Genomic DNA, 15,930 nt, shown 5'->3' with positions numbered 1-15,930 from the left:
GTCCTGTAAATTACTTGAATAAATTCAGCTTGCCAATCCGCTCAACAGCTTCGCGTAATCGGTTTTCATCACTTAGCAGTCCCGCGCGCACATAGCCTTCGCCATGTGAACCAAAACCAATACCTGGGGCTACGGCCACCTTGGCTTCTCGCAGTAACAAGTCTGCAAATGAAGCAGAGGTATAACCTGCAGGTACAGGTAACCAGCTGAAGAATGAACCTGCGGGTTTCGAAGCTTGCCAGCCAATCGAGGAAAGAGCGTCATAAAACGCATTGCGACGGGATTCGTAACGTGAAACCAGCGAGGCAACACATTCCTGGGAGCCAGTCAGTGCTTCCGTTGCCGCAGCTTGAATCCCACCGAAGAGACTTACATAGATATGATCCTGAAGCAGATTGATTTTAGAGACAATCTCTGCATTACCTAGCGCAAATCCAACACGCCATCCAGCCATATTGTACGTTTTGGATAACGTATAGAACTCAATGCCCACTTCTTTGGCACCAGGGGCTTGTAGGAAACTTACTGGACGATGTCCGTCAAATCCAATCGCGCCGTAAGCAAAGTCGCTGGCAACGACGATTTGATTTTGAATAGCGAATTCAACCGTATCTTCGTAGAACGAAAGTGGAGCCGTTGCTGACGTTGGATTGTTGGGATAGTTCAGGAACATCAGCTTGGCCTTCTCCCGATCTTCCGCAGTAACGGCTTCGTAATCCGGCAGGAATGCATTGGACTCGAGCAAAGGCATAAATGACATGTTTGCTTTGGCGAGTGCAACACCAGACCAGTAATCCGGGTAGCCTGGATCGGGAACAAGAACGGTGTCACCGGGGTTAAGCAGGATCTGAGGTAACTGAACCAGTCCTGTTTTGCCTCCGAACAGAATGGCTACTTCAGTCTCGGGATCCAGATCAACGTTGTAATCTTCCTTATAACGTTTGGCGACAGCTTCCTTCAGGAAAGAGTACCCTCTAAAAGGGGAGTATTTATGGTAGAGAGGATTTTCAGCCGACTCTTGCAGTGTTTTCACAATATGGGGTGGTGTAGGTGTATCCGGGTTCCCCTGACCCAGATTGATCACGTCATGTCCACTTGCGATTTCACGATTTACATTTTGAACAAGGGTAGCAAAAAATTGCGTTGGCAGCTGTGTCATCACATCAGAAGTTGGTATCTTAAAGGCTGAACGAGCGGATGTATGGTCTGAATGGGTCATTATCTTCATCACTCCGGTTATTAAAAATGGCAAATAGTTCTCATTAATTTATCACGCCAATCCCGAGCTGTATAGAGGGAAATCCACTTGATTAGGGAGTACATAGAAGTAAAGAGCGGAGGATTGTACAAAACTGAAAGTGCCCATATAGTTTTGTCCATTGAGCTGAGAGAAGCCTTGTTTTATGATAATATCCGATAATGATAATCAATATCATTAAATTTTATTGCACAATGTACATGATACAGGGGGAGAAATAGCAATGAAAAAGGGCATACGAAATACGGCAGTACTATTTACGATTACGTGGTTATCCATTCTGCTGCTGGCTTGTGGAAATCAGGCTACAACACCTGCTGCTGGCGCAGAGGATTCCAAAGCAGCCACAGAAACCACAGAAACCACAGAGACCACGACTGCAGCAGAAGAGACGAATGAGGGGGAGACCCGGGTATTCAAAGATTGGACTGGCCATGAGGTAGAGGTCCCTGTAAATCCGAAACGAGTCATCTATCATGGAGAAGTTACCGGGGATCTGCTGGCGCTTGGTGTTGTTCCTGTAGGCATACTTCGTCAGGATGGAACTGTATACGATGAACAGGTTGCTCAGGCAGAGGATGTAGGATTTCCGATCAGTGTGGAAAAGGCGCTAGCCTTGAATCCCGATCTGATCATTTTCTCGAACAGTGATGAGACACAATACGATCAGATCGCGAAGGTTGCACCCACGGTTACATTTAATTCGTTCGGGTCAATAGAAGATCGTATGCGTATCCTTGGCGACTTGTTGAACAAAAAGCAAGAAGCGGAGGATTGGATTACGAATCATCAAAAAGCAACAGAAGAGATGTGGAAGCAACTTCATGAGAACGGATTGAAAGAAGGGGAGACCGCTTCGGTATTCACCATGTATCCCGGGAATCGTCTGTTTGTTATGGCGGGTGCAGGATTGCCACAGTTGTTATATGGTAAAGACGGGCTGAAGCCAACCGCGGAAATTCAGAAAGTATTGGATGAAGACATGGGATTTGTAGAGATTTCGACTGAAAAATTATCTGAATTTGCCGGTGATCGGATATTTATTCTGGATCCTGTGACCGACGATGCGAAACAATCCACCAAGGAATTGCTGGATAGTTCAATCTGGAAGAACCTGCCTGCGGTGAAAGAAGGAAAAGTATATCGTTTTAATATCGTAAAAGCTTCAAGTGATGCCCTTTCCAGGGAGTGGCTGTTACAAGAGCTGCCAAAACAGATGATTCAATAATGATGACGAGCTAGTGAGGCAGCAGTAACACCTTTGAGTAATGCAGTTATAAAAAAGTAAAAGGGGCCTTCAACATTTCGTTGAACGCTCTTTTTTGCTGATAAAGTCATATCTGGATTATTAACCATCGCTCGCTTATAATCAGACCATACAGAATGATTGATAATTATTCTCATTTTAGAAAAACGAGGTGAACCGACATGCAGGCTTTGGATGCCGATGGGGGAGCGTTGTTCTTTTCAGCATTCATGTTTCGGCTGGATCATCTGGTACGACGAATTGAACCACCTGAACAGGTGATGCTGGAAGTTGCTTGCGAGAAACATGCGTTCCTGATCTGCGAAGAAGGGGATGGGCGTTTATATATTGGACATGAACAGTTTCCGTTTACTACGGGATGTGTCTATCCGCTTTCTCCGGGAGAGGGGTACCAGATTGAACATCGTAATAACTCGGAATTGAAATATTTCGTAATGGCTTTTGATGTTATTCATGTGTTGACGGGTGATCCCGAACTCTTTACCCGCCCTGTATTTGAGCACAAAAACCAATTGAATGGTTATCCCTATGCTCCGTTAAGTGGGATGCTTGAGCAAATGTATGCCATTCGAAACTATAAAACAGATGCAGAATACAGTCATTTGAATGCGCAATTCCAAAAATGGATGGAGATGATCATTACCCGGTACACTTCTCCAAAGACGGAACAGAGTATGGAAGCAAGACTATATAGTACGATTCAGTATGTGGACGACCATTATGCTGAAGAAATCACTGTACAGAAACTGGCACGTCTTGCGGAGATCAGACCTGTACAATATACGACCCTTTTCAGACAACTCACGGGTCACAAGCCACTCGATTATGTGAATCATGTACGCATTAAACATGCCAAGGACTGGCTTCGCAAATCGAATGAACCACTTCGGGATATAGCAAGTCGCGTGGGCTTTAAGGATGAGTATTATTTCAGCAGGCGTTTTCGCCAAATGACCGGATTATCTCCTCGTCAATATGAAAGATCAATTCAGCAGCAGACATTAGTACAAGATTGGTTGGGTCATGATGTGAATATTCCAGTAAATCCGGAGGGAATTATGTATTACGGAGATTCGGCTGGGGATCTGCTGATGCTGGGCATTCAGATATTGGGAGATCAGACCTATGACGCGGTTGCTCCGGTTAATGTGGAAGCAGCTGTTATCATGAAGCCGAATTTGATTATTTTTGATAGCAGCAATGAACAGCAATATGAACAACTTTACCGGATTGCCCCGACGCTTGCTTACAATTCACATGCCACCCTGGAAGAACGAATGCGCAGATTGGGCAATTGGTTTGGCAGACAACCTCAGGCTGAACAATGGTTAACCTCCTATGCGGAGCGTACTGAGCAGATGTGGGCGAAGATCCATACTGTGATTGAAGAGGGGGAAACGGCATCCGTATTTACATACCATCGGGGTGCAAGATTATTTGTTATGGGCAATATCGGTCTGGCGCCTATGTTATATCATCCAATGGGATTCAGGCCAGTGACCAAAGTGAAGGAAGCACTTGCGGCAGGCAGAGCCTATAAGGAAATTTCGGCTGAAGCGGTACGTCAGTACGCGGGAGATCATGTGTTTGTTATGCTGCCTGAGGAAGTTGTGGCAAGACAGGCTACAGAGATGCTGATGAAAAGTCCCAGTTGGCAGGCCCTTCCGGCTGTACAGATTGGACGGGTATACCCTGTGGAGGAGTCAATTTGGAATCTAGGTGACGCGCTCACGAGTGATCGATTGTTGACCCTGCTCCCTGAGTTGTTGTGTGTAAGTTCATAACAAAAACAGGCTTGCAGTCCTCAAGAGGATCAAGCTATGATAGCAGGTATTACGGTTCAGAGGAGTGCTTGTCATGACAGAAAAACAACAGGGAGAAATGCGTGTAGCCCTGATTCAGGGCGATATTCAACTTGGAGACCCTGAGGCCAATCATAAACATATGCAGACGTTGCTTGAGCGTGCGGTAAAACAATATCCGGATCTGGGGCTGGCTGTGTTACCTGAGATGTGGAATACCGGATACGCTTTGACTCAAATTCATGAACTCGCTGACCCGGAAGGCCAGAAATCTCGGGAATGGCTGTCTGCTTTTGCTCAAAAACATCAAATTTCTATCGTTGGCGGTTCAATTGCTGAGAAACGGGATGGTCAAATATACAATACAATGTACGCTTATGATCGTGAAGGAAAACAGGTAACACGATACGATAAATTACATTTGTTCCGTCTAATGGACGAGGAGAAATATTTACAGCCAGGTGCGGAACCTGAAATTTTTGAATTGCAGAACGGTCTTACAGCTGGTGCTTCGATCTGTTATGATATCCGGTTTCCGGAACTTGCCCGCACACTGGCTTTAAATGGTGCCAAGGCATTAATTGTACCGGCCGAATGGCCGAACCCTCGTTTGCACCACTGGCGTACGTTGCTTACAGCACGAGCGATTGAGAATCAGATGTATGTGATCGCCTGTAACCGTGTAGGTAAAGGGGGAGAAACCGAATTTTTCGGACATTCCCTTATCATTGATCCTTGGGGTGAGATTGTGGCTGAAGGTGGCGAAGGGGAAGAGATCGTGACCGGAATTATTCGTCCATCTCTGGTAGATGAGGTTCGCGGGCGTATTCCCGTATTTGAAGACCGTCGACCTGGCGTTTATTTTGGCAAAAAATAAAAACTGAAATAAAATTCTTCAGAAAAAGTGTTTATTCTTCCAGGGCACGGGTAATGATAACTATCCCGTCACCAAGGAGGATGATCAATCAATGGACAACCATGTGAAAGATACGCTCAGGAGACTGGAACAGGATAACACAGGGGAAGATCACTTAAGGGCATTCTTAGAGAATGGAGCAGGAGGGCTATCACCCCCTGATTCAACTGTTCAGGACGAAGGCCGTGTAATGAATCAGCAAAACAGGCTGACAAGCGATCGTAATTTGCGTAAATAAACCGCCAGACATGAAGTTTTCTTATGTACGTTTCTACGTTAACATTATAAATTAGCATTGAAGCTAAACAACTTAACAAGCAACATTGTACTGTAACCAGTTACTGTGATTGCAAAGTAAGAACTTTATCCTGCGGATGCGGGAAACGAGTATATGACAAAGGCTTGGCCCATAAGGGTCAAGCCTTTGTTTTGGTTCAGTATGAAATGTACCTAAAGAAATGTACCTATACCACAGAGCAATTTCTTAGTCTCCCTTTGACAGTTCGGCCACGGTTTGTTGAAACGTATGGATGAATGCCTCGGCTGCCTTCGACAGCACTCTGCCTTGACGATAAGCCACAACAAGTGTTCTGCTGGGAGTAGGCTCAGCAAGTGGAACATACACAGGCACGAACTCACTGCGCGGCGCACGGGCAATAAAGCGTGGAACCAGTGTAATACCCATACCTGTGGCGACCAGCGACTGAACAGTCTCAATATTTGTGCTCTCAAACACAACTTTGGGATCAAAACCGGCTTGCTCACAGAGATCAAATGTAAGTTTGCGGAAACCCTGTCCTTTTTTCAATACAACAAAGGGTTCATCCCGAAGTTCTTCAATTCGCACCGGAAGCGGATGTTCCGGATCTGCCCTGCGTGCCAGAGGGTGATTCGGGGGAACTGCCAGATCAATCCGTTCTTCGCCAATGGTTACATAAGACAAGCTTGGCTCTTGTAAAGGAAGAGATAGAAGGCTGAGATCTGCTTTGCCGCTGGCTGTCAATTTCTCAAGCGTAAGCCCGGAGTCTTCCAATAAGGTAACCTCAATCTCAGGATAAGCTTGTTGGAACGCTGGAAGCACGTGTGGGAGCAAGTGTGAGCCAGTGATCGGCATGCTGCCCACAACGACTTTACCTTTGCGAAGCTGGGAGATGTCTGACATTTCCTGACGCAATAGCTCCACGGCATCTACGATCTTCTGGGCTTGCTCGACAAACGTAACACCGGCATGGGTTAACTCCACGGTACTTGTATTACGCTGAAACAGCAGTACTCCCAATTCTTTTTCCAATTTGGATAATTGCTGGCTTAATGAAGGTTGGGCAATATGCAGCTTCTCTGCTGCCCGGGAGAAATTGCGTTCGGCCGCAATTTGCAACGTATATTGAAGTTGTCTGAATTCCATTGTCATTGGTCATTCCTTTCGTTATGCCACCATTATATCATTACAAATGAAGAAATCATTCTCTTTGCCGGAACTACCGGTAAACTCAAATATCAGGAGAGTGCTTCTTTATTTTGTATAAAAGCATTGACAGCGAAGCAGCGGAAACGTAGTATAAGACTTATCTGATAATGATAATTGTTATCAATTGAAACCTCTGCGATGAGCTGTGGTTTATTTGTCTTTATCTCATTATAGGTTAAACCTATTACATCTATAGATATTATATCTTGGAACAATGAAGGACAGGGTGATATATTTATGTCATTCAAGAGCTTCACTTTTTAAAGGAAACACGAGGCTCTTCCAAGGACCGAACTTATAATGAGGTGAAAATGATGAGTAAAAAAACGATGTTTGAGAAAATTTGGGAAAACCACGTGATTCATCAAGAAGAAGGCAAACCAAGCATTCTGTATATCGATCTGCATCTGGTGCACGAAGTAACTTCTCCACAGGCATTTGAAGGTCTTCGTCTGAGCGGACGTAAAGTTCGTCGCCCTGAGCTGACATTTGCAACAATGGACCACAACGTTCCAACCAAAGACCGCTTCAACATTACAGATCCAATCTCCAAACAACAAATTGATACACTTTCGCAAAACTGCCGTGATTTCGGCGTGAAATTGTATGATCTGGACACGATTGATCAAGGCGTTGTGCACGTTATGGGACCTGAACTCGGTCTGACTCACCCGGGTAAAACGATTGTATGTGGTGACAGTCATACGTCCACACACGGTGCGTTTGGCGCACTGGCATTCGGAATCGGAACAAGTGAAGTTGAGCACGTTATGGCAACGCAATGTTTGCAACAAGCAAAAGCCAAAACGATGGAAGTTCGTTTTGTCGGCAAACGTAACCCGGGTGTAACCGCGAAAGATATGATCCTCGCAGTCATCGCCAAATACGGTACAGACTTTGCAACAGGTTATGTTATTGAGTACACAGGCGAATCCATCCGTGAGTTGAGCATGGAAGAGCGTATGACGGTCTGCAACATGTCCATCGAAGGTGGAGCAAGAGCTGGATTGATCGCTCCGGACGAAACAACATTCGAATATCTGCGTGGACGTGAATACGTACCAGCGGGTGCCAAATTCGATGAAGCTGTAGAAGGTTGGAAACAGCTTGTAACAGATGAAGGTGCGGAGTTCGACCATGTGGTTGAAATCGATGTGGAAACATTGATCCCGCAAGTAACTTGGGGAACAAGCCCAGGCATGGGAACCGATATCTCTTCGAAAGTTCCTGTTCCGGCTGAATTGCCTACAGAAAACGAACGCAAAGCGGCTGAAAAAGCCCTTGAATATATGGGACTTGAACCGGGAACACCAATCGCCGAAATTCCGATTGATTATGTATTTATCGGTTCTTGCACCAATGGTCGGATCGAAGATCTGCGTGCAGCAGCAAAAGTGGCTAAAGGTCACACGGTATCCAGTCAGGTTACAGCAATTGTTGTACCAGGTTCAGGACGTGTTAAAATTCAGGCTGAACAAGAAGGTCTGGATAAAATCTTTACAGAAGCTGGATTTGAATGGCGTGATGCGGGATGCAGCATGTGTCTGGCGATGAACCCGGATGTATTGAAGCCAGGACAACGTTGTGCTTCGACGTCCAACCGTAACTTTGAAGGACGCCAAGGACGCGGAGGACGTACGCACCTGGTATCTCCGGCAATGGCAGCAGCAGCAGCGGTTAAGGGTCACTTTGTGGACGTACGGGACTGGAATTTCAAAACAGAAGCAGCGATCTAATCTATAACAGACAGAAGGGAGAACGTTTAATATGGAAGAATTCAAAACATTACAAGGCATCGTTGCACCGGTAGACCGGGTCAATGTAGATACAGACGCAATCATTCCGAAACAGTTTTTGAAACGGATTGAACGTACCGGATTTGGACAATTTTTGTTCTATGAATGGCGTTTCGATGAAGAGGGCAACAATAATGCTTCCTTCGAAATGAATAAACCTCGTTATGAAGGGGCATCCATCCTGATTTCACGTGCCAACTTTGGCTGTGGATCTTCCCGTGAGCATGCGCCATGGGCAATTATGGACTATGGATTCCGTTGTGTGATCGCTCCATCTTTTGCAGACATTTTCTATAATAACTGCTTTAAGAACGGAATCTTGCCAATCAAGTTGTCAGAAGAGCAAGTTGAAGACTTGTTCCAACGTACAGCGACACATGAAGGCTACGAGATGAATGTAAATCTGGAGAACAAAACGATTACTGATGCATACGGACTGCATATCGATTTTGATCTGGATGAGCACCGTCGTCAATTCCTGTTGCAAGGATTGGATGATATCGGTCTGACTCTTCAACATGATGATGAAATCGCTGCTTACGAACAACGCCACGCGGCAAAACTTTTCGGTTAATTATTAAAGTATCGTATAGCAGGAAGCTTCTGCCTTACCAAAGGGACTTTGTTCCCATCGGTGAGACAGAAGCTTTTTGTAATTTCAGAAGCTAAATTAGCTTAATAAGTCAGCTATACATAGAACTCCTCATTTTTTTGGCCGAATACTTCAACAGATACAATAACAGCCGACTAAATAGAGGAACCTAAAAATAGATTACTGAGGTAACTCCAAAGGGTCGTTTTTTGTATTCTGAAAATAGACATAGATATAACAAGCCAAATGCACGAAATTCACCAGTGACCATACCATAAGCCATATGATTGGAGTTGATAGGGTAGTCCAGATGCCAAACCAAGGCAGCACACGTCCTCCGCCGATAAACGTAACCAATGGGAACAGAGACAAGAGAATCAGAACAGGGATCAGTCTACCAACCGTGATCATAATCAATTTGCTGATCGTTAGGCGGTGGTTGTTCCGAAGTATGCGAAAATAGGCGTAGATGCCCCATGCAAGCATAGCGATGATCAGCGCAATCATGATTGTTTCCATATTCCGACCGTTTACAAAAGAGGTTTGGGGTTCCTGCCCCCTCATAATATCCGCTATTCCATCAATAAATGCCGAATAATTCACATAAGCGTTTATGCCAGAATTAAACATTACGGTAATGCCCATTTGCTCGTCCAAATAAACCAGTTCTTCTGACTTGTAGGTCCAGAAAATGCCGCTGTGGGAGATCGTACGGCCGCTAGACGCATCTTGGTTTGCAAGCCAGCCCATGCCGTACGGACCGATAGCCCCTGCGGCATGATATTGTTTCATCAGCACAGGCGAAACGAGGCGGCCGTGATATTGGGAAAGCATCCAAAGGGACATGTCCTCTGCGGTTGAAACGATGCCGGCGGGGCCCTCAATGAACCAAAGCGGTTCGGATTGACTTATAGAGCGTCCCAAACTCAGGTAATGTCCTAGCGGGATAGTATTATTCTCATAGAATTGCTGCGTTGTGCTGACACTGAAGGTATGGTTCATTCCTAGCGGTTCAAAAATATGTTCTTTCAAGTAATCCGAAAAGCGCTCTCCGCTAACAATTTCCACGAGGTTCGCCAGCAGCACGTAATTGGGATTATGATAGCTGTAGGCTGTTCCGGGGATATGGGCAAGTTGAACCGTGTTTAATAATTGGTTGGCTTCAGCCAACGATTGGAATTGCGGAGTCTTTGTCATATCGGGATTTATCTTGTCATTGAGACCACTCGTCTGATTCAGTAAATGACGGACCGTGATGTCAAGAACGCGGGGGTCCTGTGGAGAAAGCTCTGGAAAATAGGAAGCGTAAGTAGCATCCAAGTTGATCTGACCCTTGTCCACCAGCTGCAGAACAGCCAATGCTGTAAAGGACTTACTTAGTGAAGCAATGGGAAAAGGGGTGTGGCTCGTAACCTTCTGGCCATCTGCAAATGTCCCGTAGCCTTTTGCGTAAAAGACCTCATCGTTATTGGCAATCGCCAGTGAAGCAGCCTTAATGTGATTGGTCTTCATGCTCCGATTCATATATTCGTCGATCTCCTGCAGAACTTCTGTCCTGTCTCTGGCTTCATTGGCGGATAAGGGGGACGCCCACGCGGTACATAACAACAAGCAGCTAATTGTGATATACATTCCTTTTTTCAGTTTTAGCATGACAACACTCCTCGAATTCAAGATAAGAAGATGTTATCAGATCATTTTCAACTATTTATCAACTTGTGTCCCAATACTTGCCGTCACGCTTCCACCTCCGTTAGGACCGTTTGCAATCTGAAGACTACCTTCATGTTTTTCGCAAAACACCTTGCAAACGTAAAGGCCCAGCCCGCGATGTTCGCTCGCATCCCATACTTCGCCTCGGTAAAAAGGGAGTATAGCCTTACTCAGTGCTTCGTCAGAGAAACCAGGACCGTCCTCTGAGACGGTAATCTTCATAATGCCACCCTGCAGGTCATAGTGAACGGCTAATTGACTGGCTGCGTATCTTGCCCCATTAGCCACTATATTCTCGAATATCTGCATGACGAGATAGTGATCTACATGTACTGAAGCATTATCATATTCCACGGAAGAGACGAAACGTATACCGTACTGTTTCGCGATTTGTTCAGCGCTGCCATCCAGCAAAGCCGTCAATGAGATCGTATCCATCGATTGGATGTTCAACGGCACATCCTCCAGCCTCTGAATTGAGTTCATGGCTTCTGTATATCTCTCCAGACGCAAGATGTGAAGGTTCATAGTATGGATCAGGTCCAGCACCTTTTCTTCCGACAACTTCTTCTCGGGAAGATAGGTGGCGAGAAGCTCGGCGTTTCCTTTTAACACGGACAGGGGTGTTCTCAGATCATGGGCAAAAATAGCATTGATCTGCTTGCGCTCTTCAACCGAACGCCAAAGTGTCTTAAGGTTTTTTTCCAATTGTGAGCGCATGTTTTCAAATATCGCGATCAGCTCGCCCATCTCATCCTGGCAGTCATAGGAAATGCGGAAATCTAGATCGTTGGCTGAAATGTTCTCGGATGCTCGTTTTAATAGCTCCAGCGGACGTTTTAGCTTCCATCTGTAAAATAGAACGGCCATGGTGACAATTCCAGTCGCTACGGTGAGCAGAACCGCCGTGACGAGGGAGGGCATCACCCAATCCGTTTCTCCGAAACGCAGCCGCAGGTTCTCCGCCCAAGCAAACTCCATAGTTATAATGGCCAGCACCGCAATGAGTGTGACCACACACAACAGCATAAAAGAGTGCAGTAAGGACAATCGCTTTAAAAACAGGAGTCTAGTCATGAACTTGGCCATTTGTAGCCTACTCCCCAAACGGTCTCGATTTGATTATCACAGCCGTATTCCTTTAATTTGTAGCGAATTCGCCGGATATGCTCTGCGATGACGTTACTGTCGCCTTGCTCGTCCATGCCCCAAATCTTTTCGTATATGCGTTCCTTTCCAAACACCATATCAGGATGCGTGGACAGCAATTCGACAATATCAAACTCTTTTTTGGGCAGTGAAATTCGCTTATCCAGGTAGTAGAGCTCCCTGGCCGTATAATCAATGACCAATTCATTGTTAAACCTTACCGAAGATTTAGTTAGGATTCGTTGTTCCCTGCGTATATGTGCTTCGACCCTGGCGCCCAACTCGCGGATGCTGAAGGGTTTCAGGATATAGTCATCACCTCCGGCACGAAAACCTGCTATTTTATCAGCATCTTCGATTCGGGCCGTTAAGAATAAGATGGGGCAAGAGACGTAGTCCCGAATTTTCTCACATAATTGAAGGCCGTTCTGTTCAGGCATGTTGATATCTAACAAAACGAGATCGGGTTGTTGTTCCACTTTCCGCAGCGCTTCCCGGCTATCCTTGGCCGTCATCACGGAATATCCGTTAATTTCAAAATAATCAGTCAGTAGCTTTCGAAGATCTGCTTCATCATCCACGATCAGTATTTTAGGCATCAAGTCTCAATCTCCTGTTTTCAAATATTTGAACTCAGCATAGCAAAAATGGATGAGGAATGTAATTTCCATATGATTTCGGGAACAGGACGAATGGAGAAAGTAACCTTTTTGCCACTCTGTTTCCGACTAAATATGACAACGTTGTAACCGGATAATCAGACAATATCTGATAAACTGATTAGTAGATTATGGAAGGTTACATATTGTCATTGATGTTACGCTGCAGAGAATCAGGTCGGATGTTCAAAAGACAAAAAGAATGGTGGATGAGGTATGAAAAAATGGTCGGCAGCAGTCGTTTTTCTTCTGTTCCTATGTTTATTCCCAGTCATGGCCCATGCGAACACCACTCCCTCGATTGTACTCGACGGTGTAACCATTAACCAGCAGACGGGTGCACCTGCAGAGAATATCGGGAAAACGGTCATGGTTCCAATTCGAATTGTATCCGAGAACCTGGGTTATAAGGTGAAGTGGGAGAAGGAAACTCAGTCAGTCCAGGTTCAAAAAGGAAACAGCATGATCCAAATGACGGCTGGCAAAGATGCAGCTACAGTGAATGGAAACGTGGTGAACTTGGATTCTCCCCCACTGATCAAACAGGGAACTACGCTTGTTCCGTTACGCTTTGTTGGGGAAGGCATGGGTCTGCGTGTTGGCTGGGACAATGGAACCAAGACAGTAAGCCTATTTAGTATTCCTCCCGTAGTTGAAACGGAAAGTGACAGTGACCCCGTCGAGGCACCAGTCCCGGATGGTTTGACAGAACTTCAAGGCATCAGCTTCAGCGGAGATCGCTTGATTGTAGCAACAAACGGTAGTATTAGCCCCAAAGTATCCAGTATTGGTGGGCCAGACCGAATTATTGTTGATCTGCCTTCAGCGACATTCTCTCAGGAATTCATTCAGGGACAAGCCTCTAATCCGGATGGCAGTGGACAGATTCTCGTTACGGATTCATCAATAGTTTCCAAAGTCCGTTATGCCATGTTCAGTGAATCGCCTTCTACCGTGCGTGTCGTTCTGGATCTGAGTCAGACGGCTACAGCCAAATGGTCTGTTGGAGATAACAATGTCTTGCTCGTTGACCTGACAGCCACGAGTGGAGAACCGACAAGCCAACCGGCAGTACCTACGAATGATGGTAAAACGATTGTGGTCATTGATCCGGGACATGGTGGTCGTCAATCGGGTGCAGTGAGTTTGTCAGGAGCTTATGAGAAGGATTTCAATCTGGCTGTAGGGCTGAAGGTACAGGCAATCCTTCAACAATACAAAAATATTCAAACGGTAATTACACGCCAGGATGATACAGAACTTTCGCTCAAACAGCGTGTGGATATTGCTGAATTGAATCAGGCAGATGTTTTTGTATCCATTCATGGAAACAAATTCACTACACCGGTACCAAACGGCATTGAAACGCTCTACAGTCGTAAAGAAAGCAAGACTTTGGCTGACACTCTTCACAAATATGTGTTGCCGGTGACAGGGCTCAAGGATCGTGGGGTTAAAACGGCTAGTCTGCATGTGACGCGTGAAACAACCATGCCTGCTGTGTTACTTGAACTTGGTTTTTTAAGTAACCCTACAGATGAAGCGGTCATGCTCACGGAAGAGTACCAGGACAAATGTGCACAGGCGATTGTGGACGGAATTGTTGAATTTTTGGGACTGTAAATTGAATTGTGCGCAAATATGAAGGTTAGGGTAGTACGTTGTTTAGAGATGTATATTTGATAAATAAGGAAAAAAGAAGACATTAAAATGTAAAAAAAGCTTGATCTGACAACGTTTTTTTTCTGTTATGTTGGAATATATTCGCAACTTTTGAGAGCGAGGGGCGTCTAATAGGTGTCTGGTAATGCCCAAGCGGTCAGTCGGAGTTGGAAAATGACAACATGCGGCAAAAAAATATGAGAATGGTAGGGGTGAAGGATGAAGAAGTTCGGTTTTTTGGTACTGTTATTTGTCTTTGGGCTCGTATTCCCGGGCTATAGTCACGCAGCAACAGACACGAAAATTATCCTAGACGGAAAAGAAATCGTACAGCCATCGGACACAAAAGCGGAAATTATCAACAGCAAGGTGATGGTTCCGATCCGGGTTGTGTCTGAAAATCTTGGATATAGCGTGGAGTGGAAGCAGCAAACGCAAACGGTGACTATTAGCAAAGACAACACTGCCATGCAGATGATTGTTGGACAGAAGACGGCAACGGTGAACGGCAGTAACGTAAACCTGGATGCCCCGCCACTCGTGAAAAATGGTACTACGCTCGTACCTCTTCGATTTATTGGTGAGGAAATGGGTCTTAAGGTGGGTTGGAACAATACCACGAAGACGGTAACATTAGTTACCCAGAATTCAGGTTCCGGAAACGGGACAACCACACCTCCGAACTCTGGCAATGAAGGCGGAGGATCGGATCAAGAAGGTCTTGTACTGGTGAACGGCATCAGCTTCAGCGACAACCGCTTCATGATTGCAACAAGCGGAAGTACGAAGCCGAACGTCTTCACGATGACAGGACCAGATCGAATCGTTATAGACTTGCCGAATACCGCATTTGCTGATTCGTTCAGTGAAGGACAGGCTCTAGACAGCAACCAGAATGGACAACTCGTCGTTAGCGGCTATCCGGATGTGTCGAAGATTCGTTACTCGTTATACAGCAACAGTCCATCTACAATTCGTTTTGTAATAGATCTGTCCAGTTCAAAAGGGTACAGTGTGCAAAATGATTCCGGACTGGTTATGATTAACCTCGACAATCAAAGTGGTACACCTGCTCCTCCGGTTGGTAATAATGGCAAAAAAGTTGTCGTTATCGATGCAGGTCACGGAGATCATGATCCTGGGGCAATCGGTGTAACTGGTAAACGTGAAAAAGACTTCAATCTGGCAATGGCTCTGAAAGTGGAAGCCTTGTTGAAAAAAGAATCCAAAATTGACGTTGTGTTAACGCGCAGCGATGATACATTTTTGGCATTGAAAGAACGTGTGAAGATTGCACAAGACATAAAAGCGGATATCTTCATCTCCATTCATGCTAACAGTGGCCCTGCTGCTGCGAACGGTGTAGAGACATTCTATACACGCTCCAACAGCAAAGCACTTGCTACAGTGATGCACAAGTATCTTTTACAGTCTTCCGGACTGAAAGATCGTGGAGTGAAAACGGCAAGTCTCCATGTGACCCGTGAAACGACAATGCCAGCAGTTCTGCTGGAAGGTGGATTCCTTAGCAATAAGAGCGACGAAGCAGCCCTGTTCACTGAGAGTTTCCAGAACAGTGTTGCCAAAGGGATTGTTGCAGGAATCAAGGAGTATCTGGGAATTAAATAAGGGACAAGCCCTTATGTTG

13 protein-coding genes are annotated in these 15,930 nt (G+C 45.5%); 8 read left to right on the top strand and 5 right to left on the bottom strand.

The genetic code is table 11. From position 1 onward, the window contains the following. Positions 1-10: 10 nt before the first annotated feature. Positions 11-1,219, bottom strand: coding sequence for a pyridoxal phosphate-dependent aminotransferase (locus QNO02_RS18675; protein ID WP_289389645.1), 1,209 nt, complete (start codon positions 1,217-1,219; stop codon positions 11-13). A 262-nt stretch (positions 1,220-1,481) separates the two neighbouring features. Between QNO02_RS18675 and QNO02_RS18670 the strand changes: the two genes are divergently transcribed. From QNO02_RS18670 to QNO02_RS18655, 4 genes are all read left to right on the top strand, one after another. Beyond that, on the top strand, positions 1,482-2,486 hold the full coding sequence (locus tag QNO02_RS18670; protein WP_289389644.1) for an ABC transporter substrate-binding protein: 1,005 nt from the start codon (positions 1,482-1,484) through the stop codon (positions 2,484-2,486). A gap of 200 nt (positions 2,487-2,686) precedes the next feature. Then, positions 2,687-4,309, top strand: coding sequence for an ABC transporter substrate-binding protein (locus tag QNO02_RS18665; RefSeq protein WP_289389643.1), 1,623 nt, complete (start codon positions 2,687-2,689; stop codon positions 4,307-4,309). Positions 4,310-4,382: 73 nt separating this feature from the next. Further along, a complete protein-coding gene (locus tag QNO02_RS18660) occupies positions 4,383-5,204 on the top strand; it encodes a carbon-nitrogen family hydrolase (protein WP_289389642.1) in 822 nt (273 codons plus the stop codon). Between the two features lie 91 nt (positions 5,205-5,295). Further along, on the top strand, positions 5,296-5,481 hold the full coding sequence (locus QNO02_RS18655; RefSeq protein ID WP_289389641.1) for a hypothetical protein: 186 nt from the start codon (positions 5,296-5,298) through the stop codon (positions 5,479-5,481). Between the two features lie 246 nt (positions 5,482-5,727). On the opposite strand, the gene QNO02_RS18650 is transcribed toward QNO02_RS18655, so the two are convergent. Beyond that, positions 5,728-6,648: a LysR family transcriptional regulator gene (locus QNO02_RS18650; RefSeq protein WP_091028991.1), complete on the bottom strand. Its 921-nt coding sequence runs from the start codon at positions 6,646-6,648 to the stop codon at positions 5,728-5,730. A 377-nt stretch (positions 6,649-7,025) separates the two neighbouring features. Between QNO02_RS18650 and leuC the strand changes: the two genes are divergently transcribed. After that, a complete protein-coding gene (gene leuC / locus QNO02_RS18645; protein WP_124116247.1) occupies positions 7,026-8,447 on the top strand; it encodes a 3-isopropylmalate dehydratase large subunit in 1,422 nt (473 codons plus the stop codon). 31 nt (positions 8,448-8,478) lie between these two features. Further along, a complete protein-coding gene (gene leuD / locus QNO02_RS18640) occupies positions 8,479-9,081 on the top strand; it encodes a 3-isopropylmalate dehydratase small subunit (protein WP_091028995.1) in 603 nt (200 codons plus the stop codon). 198 nt (positions 9,082-9,279) lie between these two features. Here the strand turns inward: leuD and QNO02_RS18635 are convergent, their stop codons facing one another. From QNO02_RS18635 to QNO02_RS18625, 3 genes are read right to left on the bottom strand one after another with little or no spacing between them, the layout of a single operon-like run. Next, entirely contained in the window at positions 9,280-10,752 is a 1,473-nt protein-coding gene (locus QNO02_RS18635) for a serine hydrolase domain-containing protein (protein WP_289389640.1), read from the bottom strand. 51 nt (positions 10,753-10,803) lie between these two features. Continuing rightward, positions 10,804-11,901 carry a HAMP domain-containing sensor histidine kinase gene (locus QNO02_RS18630; RefSeq protein WP_289389639.1) on the bottom strand — a complete coding sequence of 366 codons (1,098 nt, stop codon included), beginning with the start codon at positions 11,899-11,901 and terminating at the stop codon, positions 10,804-10,806. Beyond that, on the bottom strand, positions 11,886-12,560 hold the full coding sequence (locus QNO02_RS18625) for a response regulator transcription factor (RefSeq protein WP_133385314.1): 675 nt from the start codon (positions 12,558-12,560) through the stop codon (positions 11,886-11,888). The genes QNO02_RS18630 and QNO02_RS18625 overlap by 16 nt, the downstream gene beginning before the upstream one ends. A gap of 276 nt (positions 12,561-12,836) precedes the next feature. On the opposite strand from QNO02_RS18625, the gene QNO02_RS18620 reads away from it, so the two are divergent. Both QNO02_RS18620 and QNO02_RS18615 read left to right on the top strand, forming a co-directional pair. Next, the gene (locus QNO02_RS18620) at positions 12,837-14,243 is read left to right on the top strand and encodes an N-acetylmuramoyl-L-alanine amidase family protein (RefSeq protein ID WP_289389637.1); all 1,407 of its coding nucleotides are present in this window, start codon (positions 12,837-12,839) and stop codon (positions 14,241-14,243) included. Positions 14,244-14,501: 258 nt separating this feature from the next. Continuing rightward, positions 14,502-15,911 (top strand): N-acetylmuramoyl-L-alanine amidase family protein, encoded by a 1,410-nt coding sequence (locus tag QNO02_RS18615; protein WP_036607564.1) that lies wholly within the window; start codon positions 14,502-14,504, stop codon positions 15,909-15,911. Positions 15,912-15,930: the final 19 nt, after the last annotated feature.

The organism is Paenibacillus sp. PK1-4R (assembly GCF_030369595.1).
GTDB lineage: Bacteria > Bacillota > Bacilli > Paenibacillales > Paenibacillaceae > Paenibacillus.
The sequence above is the reverse complement of the archived record's forward strand: the minus strand, read 5'-3'. Positions and strand labels throughout refer to the sequence as shown.